Here is a 20,764-nt window from a genome sequence, read left to right on the forward strand (position 1 = left end):
GTCGTAAACATAAAAAAAGCCCAGACTATTTTGGATAACAGCTGAGCTTTTATAATTCATATAATTCAATCTGTAGTGAAAAACGGTTACTCAACCGTCACTGACTTCGCCAAGTTTCTTGGTTGGTCAACATCCGTACCTTTAATAACAGCTACGTGGTAGCTTAATAACTGTAGCGGAATTGTGTAGACAATTGGTGCGATAATGTCGTCAGTTGGTACGACGTTAATTACCCGCTGTGTTTCGTCACTTTGGAATTTAGCGTCGTTGTCGGCAAACACGTATAAAATACTGCCGCGTGCACGTACCTCTTCAACGTTTGAATGCAGCTTTTCTAATAATTCGTTGTTTGGTGCAACAACTATTACTGGCATTTCAGCATCAATTAACGCGATTGGGCCGTGTTTTAATTCACCCGCTGCGTAAGCTTCGGCGTGAATGTATGAAATTTCTTTCAGTTTTAACGCACCTTCCATCGCAATCGGATACTGGTCGCCACGGCCTAAGAATAATGCATGGTTTTTGTCGGCAAATTCTTCAGCTAAATCTTCAATTTCTTTATTGGCTAATAAAGCTTGTTCAATTTTGCCCGGTAGTTGCATTAACGAAGCACAAATTTCTTTCTCGTTTTCAGCAGTTAAACCTTTTTGTTTGCCTAAAGCTAATACCAAAATAAGTAGTGACACTAACTGAGTGGTAAATGCTTTAGTTGAAGCAACACCGATTTCTGTACCTGCGCGAGTCATAAAGTTGAAGTCTGATTCACGGACTAATGACGAGCCTTGCACGTTACAAATAGTTAATGACGACAAATAACCTTGCTCTTGCGCTAAACGCAACGCTGCTAATGTGTCAGCCGTTTCACCAGATTGTGAAATAGAAACAAACAAGCTGCCTTCGTGTACATAAAACTTGCGGTAACGGAATTCAGAGGCAATCTCAACACTACAGCTTACATTGGCGTATTGTTCAAACCAATATTTAGCCACCATACCTGCGTGATAACTGGTGCCACAAGCAACTATGGTTACGTGTTTAATTTTAGGAATAACCTCTTCAAAACCATTCCCAAAAATACCAGCTTCAACACCAGCGGCTGATAAACGACCTTCTAAGGTTTGACGCACACAAGTTGGCTGCTCGTATATTTCTTTCATCATATAGTGGCGGTATTCACCTTTGTCAGCCGAGTCTGCTTTGGCATCAACTAGGTTTACTTTGCGCTCGACTTGCTCACCATTTTTATCAAAAATTTCTACCGACTTACGGGTAATGCGTGCAACATCACCTTCTTCTAAATAGATAAAACGGCTGGTCACAGGCAATAAAGCTAATTGATCAGATGCAACAAAGTTTTCGCCAATGCCTAAACCGATAACAAGTGGGCTACCTGAACGCGCTACAACCATTTCATCTGGGTTTTGTTGGTCGATAATTGCTGTGCCGTATGCACCTGTAACAGTTTTAGCTGCTTTCTGTACTGCAGCAAATAAGTTGTTACTTTCAGCTAAAAATTTGTGGATAAGGTGGGTTAAAACTTCAGTGTCGGTTTCAGAAACAAACTTATACCCTTCACCTTCTAATTCTGCTTTTAATTCACGATAATTTTCGATAATACCATTGTGAACAACTGCAATACGTTCGTTCGACATGTGTGGATGGGCGTTGCGTTCGCTTGGTTCACCATGGGTTGCCCAACGTGTATGTGCTACACCTGTACCACCGGCTAAAAATTGTTCAGCTAAACTGTCAGATAAGTTTTTAACTTTACCAACGCGGCGTAACCTTTGTAATTGGCCGTTGTCTATTACCGCTAAACCGGCTGAATCGTATCCACGATATTCTAATCGGCGTAATCCTTCTAATAAAATTTCTGCTACATCACGTTGTGCTACTGCACCGACTATTCCACACATTGTTATTTTCCCGCTTGTTGTTGATTTGTTTTGGCGACCACTATAGTCACACCCATATTTGAAATTTGTTCGATTGCTTGTTTACTGATGCCGTCGTCGGTCACCAAATAAGTAATTTGTTGCCATGTAAGTTCTAGGTTTGGAATACGTCTGCCTATTTTGTCTGACTCTACCATAACAATCACTTCGCGTGCTTGTTCGGCCATCACTCGGCTTAAACCTATTAGTTCATTAAAGGTAGTCGTTCCTCGGTTTAAATCAATGCCATCGGCACCGATAAACAGTTGGTCGAAGTCGTAACTACGTAAAACTTGTTCGGCAACTTGGCCTTGGAATGATTCTGAATGTGGATCCCAAGTGCCGCCTGTCATTAAGATAGTGGGTTCGCGCTCTAATTCACGCAATTGATTAGCAACTTCCAATGCATTTGTCATCACTACTAATCCCGCCTTTTGGCTTAGGTGAGAAATTAAACTAGAAGTTGTGCGGCCGCTGTCTATGATAATGCGATTGTGATCACGTATAAGTTCAGCTGCTTTATTGCCTATTGCTTGTTTAGCTGCGGATAAGGCTTTTTCACCATCTGAGATCACTTCTTGCGGCAATGGTACTGCACCACCGTAGCGGCGTAATAATTGGCCACTTTTTTCGAGTTCGGCTAAGTCTTTTCGAATCGTAACAACTGAGGTATCGAATTGACTAGCCAGTGCTTCGACTGTCACTTCACCTAGTTGATTGACTTGTTGGACGATTTTGTGTCGTCGCTGTTGAGTATTTCGTTTTGACAAAGTTTCGGTTTCTTAAGATTTATTTTTATAAGTTTCGTTTCGAAAGTTTATGCATTTTAAACGAAGCTTTTTGTTTAGTGCAATATAAAGGTGAAATTTTGTGCGGCTTGTCACTTACAGTGCGCTGAAAGGTTGGTGCAACAAAGTCCATTAGAAGCATAATTTTCTAAAAGCGCTACAAAGGCGCTGTTAGCTCAATAGAAACGGTACTTTGAAACTGCGGTCAATTCACCAAACGCTTCAAGCCATCCTTGGTCGCTCGCCGATTACATCCATGTAATCGGAGGTTGGTTCATTGCCCCCAGTTCCGAAGTACCTCAATGGGTATAGGCAACGCTGTGAGTATTAGCTTCCAACAGACTTCTATCTGGCATATGTGTCGCGATATAAAATTTATCCAGCAATTAATATGCAAAAGCAGGTGAATGGGTGTGTTGCGAGCAAAACTTCACAAAACATGGATGTTTTGTGCGAGCGATTCACGGATGAACTCGAAGCGCTTTTGCGAGCAATACTCCATTTAACTGCTGACTTCTAGACTATGGTTTTGCAGCACTAGCAATAAAACCCGCAAAAGACACCGGTAGCATTTCACTCGGGTTACAATTCGTTACATTAGTGCGCATCAAGCAACAATATAATGCAAAATAAGATCTAAATATCCGCATAAAAACGGACTAAAATGCACCCATGTTATTTAAAAGGAAAATAGTTATGTTTAGCCACAGCAAACAAACTCAAAATATAGTTCAAACAATTGGAAGTTTACTATTCGCAACCATGCTAACAGTGTTGGCATTTAGCGCCAAAGCCAACAATGCAGATCCTAACCAGTTACTCAGCCAAGTAGGACAAAACCTATTTAGCGAAATAAAACAACTGCAACTAGACGACAGCCAAAAACGTTTAGCTCTACGCGATATCATTAACAAACAGCTGATGCCACATATAGATGTTGATTTTGTCTCGTACAAATTACTTGGCAAACACGTACGAAAAGTAAATAAACAGCAGTTCCAACAGTTTTCCCAAGCAGTAGAGCATTACTTAACTGTTACCTATGCTAACGCACTAATGGCTTACAAAGGGCAAGAAGTTATTTTTGAACAAAACGGTCAAGTGGAAGACAAGTACGCCACAGTGAAAACACGTATTGTCGACCCAAGTGCACCGGCGATTGATTTACATTTTAAAATGCGTAAAAACGGCAAAGGTGAATGGAAGGTTTACGACATGGTTGCCGAAGGGATATCACTGTTAAGTGCTAAACAAAGCGAAATTACCAAACGAATTTCTGATGCAAATATCGAAAAAGTGATTGCTGAATTAAACAGTTAATAACCCCGATTCCTCAAGTATCAAAGTTGTTGGTGCTACTTATTTGAACTAAGCTATTTTAATAGCCAGCAAATAAGTTAGCACCTAATGCAAGAACGAACTCTCAGAATCACATCGAAAAAATCTTGCTTAATTTACGCATGCTTTTTCCTGCTATTATCGCCATTTAAACTGTTAGCGCTAGACCAAGTAATGGCCTATTCGCCTGAACAAAATTTTGATAAACGCGAAGAATATCACCTCGCACTACTCAAAGCTGTTTTAGTAGAAACTGAGCAAGAGCTTGGTCCTTTTGAGTTAACCCGTACAGAAGTGACCATGCCAAGAAGTCGTCAAGCCATAGAGCTTACCAAAGGCAATATCATTAACGTAATTGCTTCCCCTCCACTCAAAGGCCAACTTAGCAACAGCCTAAGAGTACCGTTTCCCATTCGCCGCGGCTTATCGAGTTATCGAATATTTCTAGTCATGCATAACAATGTAGATTTATATAAAAATGCCAACACGCTCGATGCGGTAAAACAGTTTAAAACAGGACAAAAACAGTATTGGTCTACCGAAAGAATTCTTCGTCATCATGGCTTTAACGTAGTTTCGACCGCCAACTATAAGGGGTTATTTAAAATGTTAGCTTTAGGTCGATTCGATAGTTTAAATCGTGATATTGCAGAAGCCTACATAGAGCTTGAAACCTTCAAGAAGGAAATTCCGCAACTCAGCTATGATCGCCATATAGCACTCTATACCTACTTACCTTACTATTTTTACGTCTCACCAAAACAACAGAATTTAGCCAAACGCCTTGAGTTTGGTTTGTTAAAACTACATAAATCAGGTCAGTTGGATACTTTATTGTTTAACTATTTTGGACCTTATTTGCACCAAGCGAAATTAGGCAATCGTCGAATATTCCACATAGAGAACATCAATTTGGCAAACGATATGTACAGCCATGACCAAGCATATTTACTAGATTTAACAAAAAGCCAGCAGTCTATTGAACAGGCTGCTGGCTTTTAAACAACAAATAGACTTGTTATTTAGGCACAGAATTTAACGTGTAATAAGCTTTGTTATGGAACACATCTAAGCCTTTGCTAAAATCGGTTGCAGATAAATCAAACTCATACACTCGATTTGTCGCTATTGCAGCTTTAGTTTTATCCACAGCAAAATCAGCCAAGGTAAAAGTTAAACTTTTGCCATTATTCGACCACTGCAAATTACCAATCACTTCGTCGCGTAAACCTTTTTCCGCTGAGCCATAGTTAAAGTCTTCTTGGTAAAACCAAGAACTCACTTTTAATTTGGCAAAACTTGCTTGCTGCGCTTTATTAATCGGCTGAGTAAAGTTAATGCTGTAACCGCTGTTAGTAACATTAATTGAATGGATAGATTGTGGAATGGTTTTTCCATCCCAGACTATGCGCTGCAGCGCAGTTAAATTACCACCTTTTGCCCACCAGCCACGGCCAGTTTGTCCTATCCATAAACTATTGTCTTCGGGAGAAAAGGCTAAGCGCATTACGCCAGAAGCTGTGCCCGTCATAAACGGCAATAGCGCTGATTGCATCACCCCATTTACTTCTTCAATATGCACACGGAATATGTTCGATTGAGTTTGGTCACCAACAAACATTTGCCCAGCATAGGGGCCAAATTTAACTTTAGCTGTTTGCCATACAGGGTTGCCCGGTGAGTTCATTGCGCGGCCATGTGGTAATAAACCCACAGGCAAAGCACGCTTATCTTTAAACTGCTGCCAATCAATTGCAGCATCACCTAGTACTTTCCCCGGTAAATCGACCAGTGACGCAGGGTGCCCATAATATTTATCTTGCTCTAACAGATAAAGTTTCGAGGTACCGTGATAATCACCTTGGTTGTCGGTATAAAACACTTTGCCATCGTCTCTAATCGCAATACCTGCAGGGCTGCGCAAACCATAAGCATAAGGTTTGGTTATACCGTTTTTATCGACCTGCATAGCCCAACCACGATATCCACCAGTTGTGCCCATAATGCCACCAGCAGTATAACCACTCGGCATACCATGACCTAAGTTAAGGTTATATAACAAACTACCATCTAATAACTTAACTGGCCCATGCAAATAAGCGTGATAATTAGCGTGGAAACGGAATTCATCTGATACCACTTCACGTTGTTCGGCCCAACCGTCGTTATCTTTGTCGATTAAACGGGTTAAACCGGCTTTTTCACCGACAATAATTTGGTTTTCGTCTTCAACAACTAAGCCCATTGAATCAAAAATACCTTCTGCAAATTGCTGCCATTTGCCGTCAGTAATTTTCCAAACGCCAGCAGTACGGGTACTGACATAAGCACTACCTTTGTCGGTAAATGCAATACCTAATGGTTCAAACAAAACACGGCGGCCAAACAAGTCATTTGGATCGAGCGCACTTTCAATTTTGTATCCACTAGGCAATACAGCCTCACCATTAAACTCACTCCAAATCAGCGGTTGTGGTGAATTTTTTTGCGGCGGAATATTCTTGTCGACCAATTTAACTTGTGGCACATCCGCAACCAATGCAGTGAAGGTCACTTGCTTGTGTTTACCCGCAGGGATCTGCCAAACATCACCGCTAATTTTTCCGTGACTTACTTGAATTTGGCTTAATCCTGTAGCTGGTAACGCTAAGGTCAATTCGCTGTGATTATTGAAAGTAAATTCAGCGGCAATTTTACCCGTTTGATCGGCGTCTAATTTAACCGTGACATAATTTTGGTTAACTCGATAGCTAAAAGTTGGAATTTGTTTGGTTGGCGTTGCCACACCAACAAATTCAGCATCAACTTTGGCCAACTTTGCCGCGAAGTCTTCTTTGTCCGCCAATAACTGTTTAGCTAAATCTTTGGTTAATTCAGCAGATTGTTTAAAACTAAAATCTAACCAATCACCCGATGCGAGTTTTGGTCGAAACAAATTAGCAGTATGCTCGCGCGGCCACAATTTTGCGCCACGGCCAATATTACTTGGCGCATCAGCACGGCCTTGTTTTTCGTGTTTTAAATCTAAAAATCGTCCTGACCAAATCATTTCAAAAGCGAAAGTTCTGGGGTCAAAACTATAGTTAGTTTGATTGGGTAAACCAACATGGTAAGCACGGCCAGATACATATTCACCAATATTCACACGTGCAAGTCTTGGTTGGTCGCTAACTAGTTCGGCAGTTAAATCTTCAACCAGTACATAAGGCTTTTCAGGCTGAGCTTGCCAAACATAATCAGCACCTTGTTCGCCTTTATCGTTGAGCGTATGTAAATAAGCAAGTAAAGAATCTATTTCTAACGGATTAATCGCCTGCGCGTTATAAGACGGCATAATTGGAAAGAATTTCTGTTCAGAGCCATCAGCCTTAGTGCGAGTTGCAATGTGCAAGGTTGAAGCGCGAATAGAATCCAATAAATATTGTGCATCAGCGGCTATTTGCTCTTTATCACCTTTAGCGCTTATAACTGTATGCTGTTTGATATTTGGACTAAATACACCATACAAATTTGGCCCAGTTTTAACCGATTGCGCATCTTTTTGGATTTCGTGACATTCTTTACAACCTTTAGCCGCAAAAGCTTTTTTGCCGAGTTCAACTAAGTTGAGCATAGGTTTGCCAAGCGTATCGTCTAGTGGCGCTTGGTGTTCTTTAGCCACAGCAACTTTTGGCGAATAATCGCTAAAATCACGTGGAGTAATTTTAATATTGCGCAGCGCCAATGGTCCGGCATCACCTAAAAAGACCACTGGCCCTTTGCTAACTTCGTTTTGCGCTAACGCGCCTTGGCCCGGGCCTGTTGCTATTTGGTTTTGGTGGATAGTTACACCGTTAAACTTAACTTGCATCAACTCAGCATAAGCGGTTTTTAAACCATGTTGATCAAACCTAGGTGCACGAAATTCTATGCTTAAATGTTGCCATTGCTCAATTGGTTGACTCGGGTTGGCTTTAGCAACTACACCATCGTAGTGTTTCCACTCTCTGTCGTCGTCAAACCTTGGGTGTAATCCACCCATAGCACCATTCCACAGTTCAGTTTTGCCATAAGCGTCATTTAAATTAATTCGATAACGCCCAAGTAAATAAACACCTGACCAAGTATTTTTCGCTAGTTTAAAGTCAAATTCTAACTGAAAGTCGCTAAACTCTTGTGCTGTGATCAATTTACTTGCAGGGTGATCATTGCCTTGGCTAGAGATATTCACCAACACGCCTGTTCCCTGTTGTGGAACAAAAGCTTGTTGGGTGGCATTCAGCTCAACTTCTTTTACCTGATGCCATTCATCCGCCAAACTAAAATCAATACCTTCAAACTTGAGCTGGCTCGTTTGTCCAGCTACTGCAGCCTGCTGCTCAGTTGCATTCTGTGATTCTGTTTCTGAGCAAGCGAACAATCCCTGTAGTGCAGCAAGTACAAATAAGTATTTATTTAAATACGCATTCATAGTGGCCTTACCCAAATATTCCGATAACTCACGGGGTTGCCATGATCTTGTAAATGAATAGATTCACAACCATGTGCTTCGCTATATCTAGGGTATCCGCGGTAAACGGTCGGACCTTGGATTTGTGTATGGTTTTGCACCAATACGCCGTTGTGCAATACAGTTACATACGCTTTTTGATCAATACGGCCTTCTGAATCAAACCTTGGTGCGCGATAGATAATATCGTAAGTTTGCCACTGCATAGGTGGTTTGCTGGCGTTTACTAAAGGTGGGGTTTGTTTATATACAGCCCCCGCTTGGCCATTTGAATAAGTGCGATTTTGATACGAGTCTAATACCTGAACTTCGTAGCGGCCTTGAATATAAATACCGCTGTTGCCAGAGTTTTGTCCTACTTGCCAATCTTCTTTGCCTTTAGGTGGGGTGCGCCATTCAATATGTAATTGCATGTCGCAGAATTTTTGTTTGCTATTGACGCCGCTGGTACCAGCTTTGACTGTCATTACACCATTATCAAAAGTCCATTTGGCAGCTTCACCTTCTTTATGTTGCCATTGTGATAAACCTGTATCTTTGCCTAATAGAACAATTGCATCTGACGGTACAGGGCCAGGGGTAACAACTCTTGGTTCAGGCTCCCAATACTCTGTCCATTCTGGCGCAGGTTGTTCAACGCCATTGGCGTTAACTAAACTGGTCGCGCATGTGCATGCCGTTAAAATAACAGCTGATAAATATTTATTATAAGTTTGCATGTGTGGCTTTACTCCTAAAATGACCAACTGTCAGGCTGGTTAGTCCGCTATTCTGGTATGTTTATTGTTAAATTTCTTTTATTTTATTTTTAAATTATTTTACTTAATCTACTTGGCAAGCATAAGTATTACAACTACCCAACATTAACAATTGTTATAGAAAATTGCTCTGAATTACGGAATTGGCTAGCTACAATCCCAAATAAAACAATGATTAGGGATAACACATGCAAGTCAGCCGACTTTTTCTATTACTTACAATTAACTTATTTCTGAGCTGCTACTCAATCAACGTACAAGCAACTAACGCTTTACCAACAGCAGCTTTTGCTAGTAAACCCGATGCAGTGAACGTGAGACTTTCACCCGATGGTAATAAAATCGCTTATATGGTCGCGATTAAACGACCCAATCAATCCGGTACAGCCATAGCGTTACACGATTTATCCAACAACAAACGCAGTTATCTAGCTTTTACCGATGACAAAGAATATAGATTCTCCGATTTAGTCTGGGCCAATAATCAATACTTATTAGTAGATGTTGTTTATCCACAATTGCGCAAAGGTTTATTGGTAAACGAATACCGTTTATTAAAACTAAACGTCATCAATAAAAAAATGACAGGTACCTTATCCGCATCATTTTTGAACGACTTACATTATGTGCCTAACGTTCAATCAGTCATTTTAGATCTATTACCAAATGAGCCAGACCACTTTTTAATTGAAATTGGCGGACGAATGTACAACGCAGAGCCTTCAGTGGTAAAAATATCGCTAAAAGATGGTGAGCGCGAACAATATGTGCAAATGCCATATGAAGATATTAGAGGTTGGCTAACAGACCAACAAGGTAATGTACGCATTGCCACAGCAAGGAACAAAGACGAATATACAATTTACCAAGTCCCAGCCAACAACAAATCCATTAAAGATTTTACCAAACTATGGTCGTACCAAGCATTCTCAGAAGACGTTATTACTCCACTGGGTTTTGCCAAAAACCCGAACATACTGTATGTACAAGCTTACCATCAAGGTTATTTAGCCGTCTTTAAAGTTGACTTAAGCAGCAATGATAAACAATTGCAATTAGTGCAAGATGCAAACAAACGCGACTTAACGGGCAAAATGCGCTATTCAAACAAAATTGGTGATTATGTGGGGAAAGGCAATACATACTGGCATCCACAAGCTAAAGCTTTTAAACAAGAATTAGATTCAGCGCTGCCTAATTTACGCAACCGCATTATTAGCAGCAGCTTGGATGAAAACCGTTATGTCTTATATTCCACCTCAGACACCAATGCTGGTATCTATTTTTTAGGAGATAAAACCACAGGTTCACTCAGTAAAATCGCTAACAAATATAATGAATTAGAACCAAGCTTAATGGCAGAAAAACAACAACTCAGTTATCAAGCACGAGACGGGTTAAACATAGAGGCGTATTTGACACTACCTCTTGGCGACAAACAAAAAAATTTGCCAACCGTCATATTTCCGCATGGCGGCCCAATCAGTTTTGATAATGACGACTTTGATTATTGGACACAGTTTTTTGCCAACAGAGGGTACGCTGTATTTCAAATGAACTTTCGTGGTTCGTACGGCTATGGTTACGATTTTATGCACCAAGGTATTCAAGCTTGGGGGCAAAGCATGCAAGATGATGTTGAAGACGGTACGCGCTGGTTAATCAAACAAGGCATAGCTGACCCACAAAAAATTTGTATTGTTGGCAGTAGTTATGGTGGTTATGCTGCTTTAATGGGTACAGTAAAAACACCTGATTTATACCAATGTGCTATTAGTTATGCAGGCATTAGCGACATTGAAAAATTAGTTAAATCACACAAAAAGTTTATTGGATACGAGATAGCAAAAAAACAAATAGGTGAAGACCGCAACCAATTATGGGATAACTCACCGTTAAAATATGTCGACAAGATCACCACGCCTATTTTGTTAATTCATGGTGACAAAGATCGCTCAGTTAAAATCGAGCAAAGTGAAGATATGTTTCAAGCACTGCAGAGCGCCGATAAACAAGTGAATTATTTACCACTGCCAGACGCGAATCACTATCTATCAAATGCCCTAGATAGGCTAAAAGCCTTCCAGGCTATGGAAGATTTTTTACGTCAGTATTTGTAGAAGCTCCCGAAACCAAATACCCAAAACCAGCCCCAGTGACAAACATCAATAAACTATATGTGATGGCTGGGGTGGTCATTAACGGATTTTGCAGAATACTATTCGCCACCAGCAAAGCTAACGTACCGTTTTGAATACCAACCTCAATGCCAATACTGATCGACTGAGCTTTGTTTAAACCCGTCCATTTGGCAATAAAAAAACCGAGCGCCAAGGTGCTAACATTTAAAATAACAGTCGCTAAGCCTGTGGATAAGAAGTAGTCCGCCATATTAGCCCACTCACTGGCGACTATGCCGGCGATAATCACAAACAAAAACACCAAAGACAGTACTTTTACCGGTTTGTCTGCTTTAGCGGAAAAGCTTGGCCATTTAGCATGTATCCACATACCTATCGCCACTGGCACTATAGTGATCACAACCAATTGAGCTATGGTTTTGCCTAGCGGTAAAGAGAAGGCTTGGGATTCAGCCATAAAGATATCCATCATCCACACGGTTAACAAAGGTATGCTAAATGGTGTGATTAGACTGACCACAGCAGTTAGGCTAATCGACAAAGCCGTATCCCCCCCCGACAAATAACTATACATGTTGGAGGTAACACCACCGGGGCAAAAAGTCAGTAGCATTAAGCCAACCGCTAATTCAGCAGTAAAACCAAACAGAATCACCATAATGTAACCTACCAAGGGTAACAGCAGCATTTGGCTGGTAATGCCAATAAATGCGGCTTTGGGGTAGGTTATCACCCGGCTAAAATCGGCTAACTTTAGCGACAAGCCCATGCCGAGCATAATAATAAATAACGAAGCAGGTAAAATTACTTGCGACAAAACAGTTGCTTGCATATACACACCTAAAAACAGATAAAAGCTTATTAACAAGCATAGTCAGGGTTTTATTAAATAGCCTGTTTGGCTTGGATAAAACACAAGTGCCACCGGTAGCAATACTGTGCTAAAATACAAAAGTTGGTCTTAAATAGGATCTGATAATCGAGAGTTTAATTATGCACAATTCACCTTCTGCTAGTTTAGCGGTACAAGTACATCCAAATGACAATGTTGCAGTTGCGGTTGCACCTTTAAGCAAAGGCCAAACCATAGAGATTGCAGGTACACAAATAACCTTAGCGGAAGATATCAGCCAAGGGCATAAACTCAGCTTAACGTCCATCAAACAAGGTGACGACATTTTTAAATATGGTTATAGCATTGGCCAAACCACTGCTGACATAGCTGCCGGCCAGCATGTACATAGCCATAATTTGCGCACTAAACTCGACGGTTCTGAAACTTATCAATATCAAGCTCAGTTAGTTGCTACACCACCACAGCAAAATATCCCAACTTTTAACGGTTATTTACGCGGCAATGGCAAAGTAGGTATTCGCAATGAAATTTGGATAATCAATACGGTTGGTTGTGTAAACCAAGCAGCGAAAAAAATCACCGATATCTGCAAACAAAAATATTCTGGCCAAGCAGATGATTTTATTGCACTCACTCACCCATTTGGATGCTCACAATTAGGTGACGATTTATCCAACACCAAAACCTTATTATCTAGCTTGATGCAAAACCCCAACGCCGGCGGCGTGGTGATGATAGGTTTGGGCTGCGAAAACAATCAGTTAAAAAAATTAATTTCTGATTTACCGGATATAGACACCTCAAGATTTCGCTATTACAACTCACAAGAAGTTATAGACGAAATTCAAACTGGCGTGGATTATGTTGCCGAATTACTCGAATTAATGGCGGCAGATAAACGTACAATTCAGCCTGTGAGTAAACTGGCATTAGGCATGAAGTGTGGTGGCTCAGACGGTTTTAGCGGTATTACTGCCAATGCGATAGTTGGCCGTGTAACCGACATATTAACTCAATATGGTGGCCGAGTTATTTTAACCGAAACACCAGAAATGTTTGGTGCTGAACAGGTATTAATGAACCGCGCTGTCAGCACAGACATATTTGAAAAAATAGTCAAACTGGTAGATGAGTTTAAACAATACTTTATCGCCAACAATCAGCCTGTTTACGAAAATCCATCACCGGGAAATAAAGCTGGCGGTTTAACCACATTAGAAGAAAAGTCACTAGGTGCCATTCAAAAAGGTGGTCGCGCAAGCATTAACCAAGTAATAGATTACGGCCAAATCGCCACCTTAGAGCAAGGTTTAACCTTATTGCAAGCGCCGGGTAATGATGCTGTATCTTCCACTGCGTTAGCAGCTGCCGGGGCAAATATGGTGTTATTCACTACAGGCCGTGGCACGCCACTTGGCTTTCCAATTCCAACGGTAAAAATATCCAGTAATTCAGGTATTGCAGAGCGCAAACCACATTGGATAGATTTTAATGCTGGAGAAATTTTAGATAAAGGCATCAGTGTTGATGACAGTGCCAACGCGCTATTTGAATACATATTACGCGTGGCATCTGGCGAACAAACCAATAACGAAAAAAATGACAACCGAGAAATTGGTATTTGGAAAAATGGTGTAACTCTTTAAGATAAATACATTTATTACATTTGCATACGTATGTAATTGTAATAAATGTATAGATTAGTATGATTAAATGTTAAATTAACTTCTGGAACTCAATTATGATGCCGGAACTAATCAATGACCTTTTTTTCAAAAATTCCACTCGCGCTCAAAATTCTCATCCCCGGAGTGGCAATTGTTTTTGTTGTCGCAACCGCCAAACCTAAACCACAGCCAGCACCTCCAGTAGAAACACCTGTGGTCAAAACCCAGGTTGAAACTGTTAGTGTAGAAAAAACCACACAAACTGTTTTACTTGAAAGCCAAGGCACAGTTGAACCTCAACGCAGCTCACAGCTTATGCCGCAAGTGAGTGGCAAAATAGTAAAATTGGCTAACAACTTTGCTGATGGTGGCGTATTTAGCGCCAACCAAATACTGATTGAGTTAGACGACAGTAACTATCAAGTAGCTTTAGCACAAGCACAATCTGCTTTAGCTGAAGCACAAATGCAACTTGCAACCGAACAAGCGCAATCACAAGAAGCGCAAAGGCAATGGCAAGAACTGGGTAATGCAGCTGCTAATGCGTTATTTAAACGTGAACCGCAACTCGCTGCTGCCCAAGCCAAATTCGCCGCCGCGCAAGCGAATGTTACTAAAGCTAAACTAGATTTAACCCGCACTAAAATATCTTTGCCATTTACCGGCCGAATTGAAAATATCCAAGTGGGTATAGGTCAATTTGTTGGAACTGGAACCACTTTAGCAACTGTGTATGACACCAGCAAAGTGCAAATAAAGTTGCCGCTAACCGAAAAACAAACCGGCCTAATTGATCTATCAATCTTACAGCTTTCACAGCAACCTAAGCAGAATTCAACAGTCGAAATAACCAGCTTTTATGCAGGCCAGCAACACCTCTGGTTTGGCCAAATAGAACGTATTGGTGCTCGTTTAGATAACAATACGCGCATGTTAGATTTAATTGTCACTTTAGAACAAAGCCAACAAATATCGCAACAAGGTTTACCTATTTTGGTTGGCATGTTTGTTAACGGCAAAATAACCAGTAAACCAATAGAGCAGCTAATTCAACTTCCAAAACAAGCCTTGTTTAAACGCAACCAAATTTATCTAGTAGATGACAACAGTAAAGTACTGCAACAGCAAGTTGAAGTAATTGCTAAATCAACCGACACAGTGTGGATAACAGCACAACAAATAGCTAATGGCAGCCAAGTTATTATCAATAAACTCGGTTTTCTCTCACCCGGGACAGACGTCACTACCCAAGCTGAAACACCAGCTACAGCGCAACTAACTGACGCTAACTAGAGGCAAAACAAATGAATGGATTAATCGCTTGGTTTGCACGTAACTCAGTTGCCGCCAACTTACTCATGTTAACCATATTCCTCGGTGGTATTTATGGGATAGAAGAAGTCGAGAAAGAAGTATTTCCATCGACCGAAACCAATGTAGTCAACATAAATATGGCGTATTTGGGTGCAGGCCCCAGAGAAGTTGAACAACAAATAGTTACCCGTATCGAAGAAGCCATTGCCGATTTACCCGGTATCTTTCAGATACGCTCGGCTGCGAGAAACGGTAGCGCTAATGTTTCAGTTGAGATAGTTGAAGGTTATCCAATCAAAGAAGCTTTAGCGGATATAAAACTTAGAGTTGATGCAATCAATACCTTTCCCGGTAATACCGAACGGCCGATCATCAGCCAGCGTATTTACCGCGTGCCGCTGATGTTTTTTACCTTATCGGGTGATGCTGACGATAAATTAATGAAAGCCAAAGCGCAGCAAATAGCCGATGAAATGGCATTATTAGAAGGGGTTTCAACTGTTAATTATTCAGGCACTAAAGCCGATGAAGTCAGTATCGAGCTGTCTGAATATCAACTTAGAAAATACAATTTAACTTTTGACCAAATCGCCACAGCCATTCGCAACGCATCCCTTAATTTACCAGCAGGCACAATTAAATCTTCTGTTGGCAATATTCAAATTCAAACGCGTAACCAAGCGTATAACGCTGCCGATTTTGCGCAAATTGTTATTATGTCGGACGCACAAGGTAGAGAAATTCTCTTAGGTGATATTGCGCAAATTGACGATGGTTTCACCGAAGATGACTCGTCGGTTAAATTTAATGGCATAAAAGCAGTCGATTTTCGTGTGATGATCAGTGACGATCCAGACCTCTTTGCCGGTACAGAAAACGCTCGTAACTATTTATTAGAATTAAATAAAAACCTACCTTCGGGTATGCAAATAGACATCAATTATGAAATGAAAGAGCTATTCGACAGCCGCTTAAATTTATTAACCGATAATGCGCTCGGCGGCCTAGTACTGGTTTTTATCATTTTAGTTTTGTTTCTACGTCCAGCCTTGGCTTTATGGGTATGTATTGGTATTGCCACAGCTTTTGCGGGTGCAATTTGGTTATTAACCTACTTTGATGTCACAGTGAACATGTTTTCTATGTTCGCCTTTTTAGTAGTGCTTGGTATTGTAGTTGATGATGCTATTGTAGTCGGCGAAGCTGTTTATAGCCAACAAAAGAAACAACTACAAAACCGTTTAGACAGCGCTATTATTGGTAGCCAATTAGTATTAAAACCTGTGGTATTGGCGGTATTAACCACGATTATTTTATTCGCCCCCATGTTATTTGTGCCAATGGATGTTGAGCCCTTTACTCACTCAATTTTCTTTGTAGTGGCCTTGAGTTTAATTTTCTCCTTGGTTGAATGTTTATTGATTCTGCCGGCGCATTTAGCCCATTTAAAACCAGAAAAACAATCTAAATTTGTATTGTTGGCGACATTACAAAATAAGCGCCAAATGCTTGCAGATAAAATGGAGCAGTTTGCGCAAAATACTTATGGCAAAAAGCTTGCGGGCATGGTTGAACAAAGTGGTGCGACTTTGGTTGCCTTTGTTTTAGCCTGTGCACTTAGTGTCGCCACTTTTATTGGTGGTTGGCTAAACACCAGCTTCTTCCCAAATATTCCGCAAACCTTTATTTCCGTTAATGTTAGCTTGCCTGAAGCTGCGCCTTACAGCGAAGCATTGCGCATCGCCAATTATATTGAAGGCAAAGTTCAACTACTGAGTGAAGACCAAGAAATGCTCGCTGCTAACGACAATGTGCCTTTTGTAACTGAAATAAAAACCAATGCTCGTACCGGCAATGCCAATGTATTTGTTGGTTTATCCATGCCGGAAATTCGCATTTTGCCAGTACAGGATATTTCGAAAAAACTCCAAGATATGATAGGCCCATTGCCAGAGGCAAAAAGTTATTCTTTAGCCTTTAGTTTTGGTGGTGAACAATCAGATATTTTCTTAAATATGAATATTGCCGCCAATGACTTAACTAGCCAACAAGCAGCTGTTGCGGACGTTTCAGATACACTTGCCAGTTACCCTGGGGTTATCAACGTTCGTTCGAGTTTAGAGTCTGAAAAAATCGAAGTTGAACTGTCGCTAAAACCGCATGCTGAAACTTTGGGGATAGATTTAGCCATGATAGCGCGCCAAGTACGTCAAGCGATTTATGGTGAAACAGTTCAGCGTATTCCTCGTGGTAAAGAAGACGTGCGAGTGATGCTCAAGTTCCCAGAATCACATCGCCGCAGTTTAGATGAAATTTATTCAATGCGTATTCGCAATCCACAAGGTTATGAAGTACCAATTGAAACCGTAGCGGATGTGAAACTCATTCCTGGATTTAGTCAAATAGAACGGGTAGATAGACGCCGTAATATCGAAATAACCGCAGATATCCAAGAAGGCTATGATGCCAATGCTACTGTAGAACAAATGCTCAGCGATAATTTAGCGCAATGGCAACTCAAACATATAGGGTTAAATTTAAGTACCGACGGTAACTTACGCGCACAACAAGCTTTTACCCAAGGTTTGCAAGTTAACTTGTTGGTGGCGCTAGCAATTGCTTATGCGTTGATGGCGATAGTATTCCGCTCATATTGGGAACCGTTATTAGTATTAACCGCAGTACCTTTTGGTTTTATGGGCGCAGTTTGGGGGCATTTATTACTAGATTTAGATATCAGCATGATGTCATTTTTTGGCTTTTTAGCCTGCGCTGGTGTTGTGGTAAACGACAACTTAGTTTTACTCTCAAGGCTCAAAGATCTAGTTGAGCAAGGAGTGGATGTTAAACACGCAGTAGTGCAAGCAGGCGTCGATAGATTCCGCGCTATTGTCTTAACCTCACTCACCACCTTTGTCGGTTTATTACCTATTCTGTTCGAAAAGAGCAACCAAGCACAGTTTTTAATCCCTATGGTAGTCGCTTTATCATTTGGGGTATTGTTTGCCTCAGTGGTGACTTTGATATTTGTGCCAACTTTATATTGGCAAAGTCATAAGTTTAGCAACTGGGTTAAAGGGCTATTTTCGCTATTGTCGCAGCAACTTGCTGCACAAAAACAACAGTTAGATCAAGAATAAAAATTGCCCAAATGGTATTTAAATTAGCGCTAACAAGCTTCCAAGTATTGCTGGCAGTGATCTATTTCTCTGCAGGTATGAGCAAGTTATTCCATAGTTTCCCACACATAATCGGTCCAGTATGGTTGATAGAAGAGCTGGGTAAGTACCAGTTAGCTTTGTTTGGGTATTTTATTGCTGGGGCGCAAATACTGGTTGGGTTTCTGCTGTTTTTTAATCGATTTAGATTAATAGCAGCGCTAATGTTGTTACCCATGCACTTGTGCATAACCATCATTCCAATATCACTAGGCTGGCAAGGCACACCTTATGTAAATGGTGCTCTGCTGCTAATGATATTGGCAATTTTGTATAGCGAAAAGACTAGACTAGTGGCTTTGGTCGGCCAAGCAGCTAGTGGAAATACACCGCCCAACAAATATGTTTATGTAGTTACTTTTGTTATTTGCTGGGTATTTGCATTGTTACTCAAGTTTGTTTTTGGTAAGTGAATATCTGTGGTAATTGGCTTCACTTCCATCAAACTATCCCGTGATTTTTTGTCGATAGGCGATGATCATTACTGGGCATCACTTATCCGACTAAAAATGGTGGAAAAAGTACACTACAGCTATTGTGAATAAGTACTACTTACCAAGTCTAGTTGGTTTAACAATAGCAAAATATCCCATCATAATAACCACAGGCAAAGCTCAATATAACTATCTACAACTCTGAGTAACCAGAAAGCCGGCAATACAACGCCGAAAACTTGCCAAATATTAAATAAAACCCATTTTTTAGCTTTTAACGATAAGAAATGTAGTTTTGCTAAAAAGAATTCAACCACAATTAAGATCACGCCAACTAGCAAGATAACGGCTAGTGGAAGGGAATCAAACCAAGAAAGCATATTCAAACAGCAAAAAGGTACCAAATGAAGCCAATTACAACAATAATTCTTACTGAAACCAGCAATTTTATTATGGATTTATCAGATTGGCTTATTAACGAAGAAAACTCACTCTTCCCATAAACAGCGTTTTTTACTCTAACCCTATCAGACTGGTAATAATGAATTTTCTGATCTTGAGGAATCTGTTTAGCGACTTTTCTAATGAGCAAGTGTAATAGCAAGCTCAGAAAAAATAATGTTACTAAGACTATTATAAGCGCAAGCATTTAGTTACCTTTTTAAATTTGTATGAATTCGCGCAAATCAAAAATCAGTCAGCCTGTCAAAAACACCGTCTGTGAATACCACAGTCATAAAATGACATTCACTTACAACTGGTTTACCTGATTTCATTGCAGGATAATAAGTAAAAGTTTGTCTTACAGTGTTCAACAATACATCGTTAAATAAATCCCCAGGATATGATTCAATCACTTGTAAATTGGCAACTTTACCCGCTTGAGTAATATCATAACTAAACGTCACATAACCTGATATTTTTAATTTCTCCGCTATCTTAGGTGTTGGTAACTCAGAGCGTGTGCGCGGAGCAGGCATTTCAATATTTCTGTTTATATTAACACTTGAACACTCAGAACTGTTTTTAATGGTTCCCTTAGCATAAATTTCTTCAGGTGTAGAATTGCATCCAGTTACAGATAAAGCAGCCAAAAACAGGATCAAACTCATTTTAAAATTAATAAACATATTTCCTTTCCCTAATTACTTTGCATGTATAATGCCTAATAGTGTTTGAGTGAAACCTGTAGAACTCACAGCACAACCACTAAAGAACCCAACTGGCAACATTCATTGATGCGTCATAAGTTAAACATTATTTTTACAAAATGGGTTATGAATTCGTATGCAAGAATGCAAGCAAAATACAATCGAAGAAAAATCAGAAGAGCGGTAAATACCCACACTACAATCTAACCAACACCGCAGATTAAACAGACAAACGCTGTGTAGTTAGGGTATTAAAAGTTAGCAATTAATCGTCGCGCGTTAATACTTCTAACAACTCAATTTCAAAGGTTAAATCTGAATGAGCTGGCAATTTGTCGCCCATGCTGCGTTCACCATAAGCTAAATGTGATGGTACAAATAGTTTACGTTTACCACCTACTTTCATACCCAATATGCCTTGATCCCAGCCTTTAATGACTCGGCCTGTGCCAATTACACATTGAAATGGGCGACCTTTGTCGATTGATGAATCAAATTTACTACCGTCATTTAAATAACCAACATAGTGAGTGGTAATTAATGCACCTTTAACCGCTTCTTTGCCGTTACCGACCACAATATCTGTGATTTCTAGTTCTTTTGTATCTGTCATATTCTGTTCCACGCGAAAAAATTAGATTTATCCAAGACGTCTGCTGTAAAAAATTGGATAATA

At 40.3% G+C, this 20,764-nt stretch carries 14 protein-coding genes; 7 read left to right on the forward strand and 7 right to left on the reverse strand.

What is annotated here, in order from left to right:
* Nucleotides 1-86: 86 nt before the first annotated feature.
* The gene (glmS, locus tag ACMZOO_RS09060; RefSeq protein ID WP_440903053.1) at nt 87-1,916 is read right to left on the reverse strand and encodes a glutamine--fructose-6-phosphate transaminase (isomerizing); all 1,830 of its coding nucleotides are present in this window, start codon (nt 1,914-1,916) and stop codon (nt 87-89) included.
* Between the two features lie 2 nt (nt 1,917-1,918).
* On the reverse strand, nt 1,919-2,704 hold the full coding sequence (locus ACMZOO_RS09065; protein ID WP_440903054.1) for a DeoR/GlpR family DNA-binding transcription regulator: 786 nt from the start codon (nt 2,702-2,704) through the stop codon (nt 1,919-1,921).
* A gap of 714 nt (nt 2,705-3,418) precedes the next feature.
* Between ACMZOO_RS09065 and ACMZOO_RS09070 the strand changes: the two genes are divergently transcribed.
* Nucleotides 3,419-4,042, forward strand: a complete 624-nt coding sequence (locus ACMZOO_RS09070) for an MlaC/ttg2D family ABC transporter substrate-binding protein (RefSeq protein WP_440903055.1) — start codon at nt 3,419-3,421, stop codon at nt 4,040-4,042.
* A gap of 87 nt (nt 4,043-4,129) precedes the next feature.
* Entirely contained in the window at nt 4,130-5,062 is a 933-nt protein-coding gene (locus ACMZOO_RS09075; RefSeq protein WP_440903056.1) for a hypothetical protein, read from the forward strand.
* A 16-nt stretch (nt 5,063-5,078) separates the two neighbouring features.
* Here the strand turns inward: ACMZOO_RS09075 and ACMZOO_RS09080 are convergent, their stop codons facing one another.
* Both ACMZOO_RS09080 and ACMZOO_RS09085 read right to left on the reverse strand, forming a co-directional pair.
* Nucleotides 5,079-8,510, reverse strand: a complete 3,432-nt coding sequence (locus ACMZOO_RS09080; RefSeq protein WP_440903057.1) for a family 16 glycoside hydrolase — start codon at nt 8,508-8,510, stop codon at nt 5,079-5,081.
* Nucleotides 8,507-9,268 carry a 3-keto-disaccharide hydrolase gene (locus ACMZOO_RS09085; RefSeq protein WP_440903058.1) on the reverse strand — a complete coding sequence of 254 codons (762 nt, stop codon included), beginning with the start codon at nt 9,266-9,268 and terminating at the stop codon, nt 8,507-8,509. Before ACMZOO_RS09085 ends, ACMZOO_RS09080 begins: the two co-directional genes overlap by 4 nt.
* A gap of 353 nt (nt 9,269-9,621) precedes the next feature.
* Between ACMZOO_RS09085 and ACMZOO_RS09090 the strand changes: the two genes are divergently transcribed.
* Nucleotides 9,622-11,427: an alpha/beta hydrolase family protein gene (locus tag ACMZOO_RS09090; protein ID WP_440903059.1), complete on the forward strand. Its 1,806-nt coding sequence runs from the start codon at nt 9,622-9,624 to the stop codon at nt 11,425-11,427.
* Here the strand turns inward: ACMZOO_RS09090 and ACMZOO_RS09095 are convergent.
* Entirely contained in the window at nt 11,396-12,280 is an 885-nt protein-coding gene (locus ACMZOO_RS09095; RefSeq protein WP_440903060.1) for a bile acid:sodium symporter family protein, read from the reverse strand. The genes ACMZOO_RS09090 and ACMZOO_RS09095 overlap by 32 nt on opposite strands.
* Before the next feature lie 161 nt (nt 12,281-12,441).
* Between ACMZOO_RS09095 and ACMZOO_RS09100 the strand changes: the two genes are divergently transcribed.
* The 4 genes from ACMZOO_RS09100 to ACMZOO_RS09115 all read left to right on the forward strand — a co-directional run bounded on the left by ACMZOO_RS09100 (nt 12,442) and on the right by ACMZOO_RS09115 (nt 18,916).
* Nucleotides 12,442-13,950, forward strand: a complete 1,509-nt coding sequence (locus ACMZOO_RS09100) for a UxaA family hydrolase (RefSeq protein ID WP_440903061.1) — start codon at nt 12,442-12,444, stop codon at nt 13,948-13,950.
* 114 nt (nt 13,951-14,064) lie between these two features.
* Nucleotides 14,065-15,264: an efflux RND transporter periplasmic adaptor subunit gene (locus ACMZOO_RS09105; RefSeq protein WP_440903062.1), complete on the forward strand. Its 1,200-nt coding sequence runs from the start codon at nt 14,065-14,067 to the stop codon at nt 15,262-15,264.
* A gap of 11 nt (nt 15,265-15,275) precedes the next feature.
* Nucleotides 15,276-18,425, forward strand: coding sequence for an efflux RND transporter permease subunit (locus ACMZOO_RS09110; RefSeq protein WP_440903063.1), 3,150 nt, complete (start codon nt 15,276-15,278; stop codon nt 18,423-18,425).
* 11 nt (nt 18,426-18,436) lie between these two features.
* The gene (locus tag ACMZOO_RS09115) at nt 18,437-18,916 is read left to right on the forward strand and encodes a hypothetical protein (RefSeq protein ID WP_440903064.1); all 480 of its coding nucleotides are present in this window, start codon (nt 18,437-18,439) and stop codon (nt 18,914-18,916) included.
* A 707-nt stretch (nt 18,917-19,623) separates the two neighbouring features.
* Here the strand turns inward: ACMZOO_RS09115 and ACMZOO_RS09120 are convergent.
* Both ACMZOO_RS09120 and ACMZOO_RS09125 read right to left on the reverse strand, forming a co-directional pair.
* Nucleotides 19,624-20,067, reverse strand: a complete 444-nt coding sequence (locus ACMZOO_RS09120) for an energy transducer TonB (protein WP_440903065.1) — start codon at nt 20,065-20,067, stop codon at nt 19,624-19,626.
* A gap of 286 nt (nt 20,068-20,353) precedes the next feature.
* Complete coding sequence (locus ACMZOO_RS09125; protein ID WP_440903066.1) at nt 20,354-20,701, reverse strand: FKBP-type peptidyl-prolyl cis-trans isomerase; 348 nt, start codon at nt 20,699-20,701, stop codon at nt 20,354-20,356.
* Between the last annotated feature and the right edge of the window lie 63 nt (nt 20,702-20,764).

The sequence above is a fragment of the Catenovulum sp. SX2 genome (assembly GCF_052056295.1).
GTDB lineage: Bacteria > Pseudomonadota > Gammaproteobacteria > Enterobacterales > Alteromonadaceae > Catenovulum.

What these genes read in the sequence shown, in the direction of transcription:
- ACMZOO_RS09070 (WP_440903055.1), top strand. Translation starts at nt 3,419, where the DNA reads ATGTTTAGCCACAGCAAACAAACTCAAAATATAGTTCAAACAATTGGA.
- ACMZOO_RS09095 (WP_440903060.1), bottom strand. Translation starts at nt 12,280, where the DNA reads ATGCAAGCAACTGTTTTGTCGCAAGTAATTTTACCTGCTTCGTTATTT.
- ACMZOO_RS09110 (WP_440903063.1), top strand. Translation starts at nt 15,276, where the DNA reads ATGAATGGATTAATCGCTTGGTTTGCACGTAACTCAGTTGCCGCCAAC.
- ACMZOO_RS09080 (WP_440903057.1), bottom strand. Translation starts at nt 8,510, where the DNA reads ATGAATGCGTATTTAAATAAATACTTATTTGTACTTGCTGCACTACAG.
- glmS (WP_440903053.1), bottom strand. Translation starts at nt 1,916, where the DNA reads ATGTGTGGAATAGTCGGTGCAGTAGCACAACGTGATGTAGCAGAAATT.
- ACMZOO_RS09100 (WP_440903061.1), top strand. Translation starts at nt 12,442, where the DNA reads ATGCACAATTCACCTTCTGCTAGTTTAGCGGTACAAGTACATCCAAAT.
- ACMZOO_RS09075 (WP_440903056.1), top strand. Translation starts at nt 4,130, where the DNA reads ATGCAAGAACGAACTCTCAGAATCACATCGAAAAAATCTTGCTTAATT.
- ACMZOO_RS09125 (WP_440903066.1), bottom strand. Translation starts at nt 20,701, where the DNA reads ATGACAGATACAAAAGAACTAGAAATCACAGATATTGTGGTCGGTAAC.
- ACMZOO_RS09085 (WP_440903058.1), bottom strand. Translation starts at nt 9,268, where the DNA reads ATGCAAACTTATAATAAATATTTATCAGCTGTTATTTTAACGGCATGC.
- ACMZOO_RS09120 (WP_440903065.1), bottom strand. Translation starts at nt 20,067, where the DNA reads ATGTTTATTAATTTTAAAATGAGTTTGATCCTGTTTTTGGCTGCTTTA.
- ACMZOO_RS09105 (WP_440903062.1), top strand. Translation starts at nt 14,065, where the DNA reads ATGACCTTTTTTTCAAAAATTCCACTCGCGCTCAAAATTCTCATCCCC.
- ACMZOO_RS09115 (WP_440903064.1), top strand. Translation starts at nt 18,437, where the DNA reads ATGGTATTTAAATTAGCGCTAACAAGCTTCCAAGTATTGCTGGCAGTG.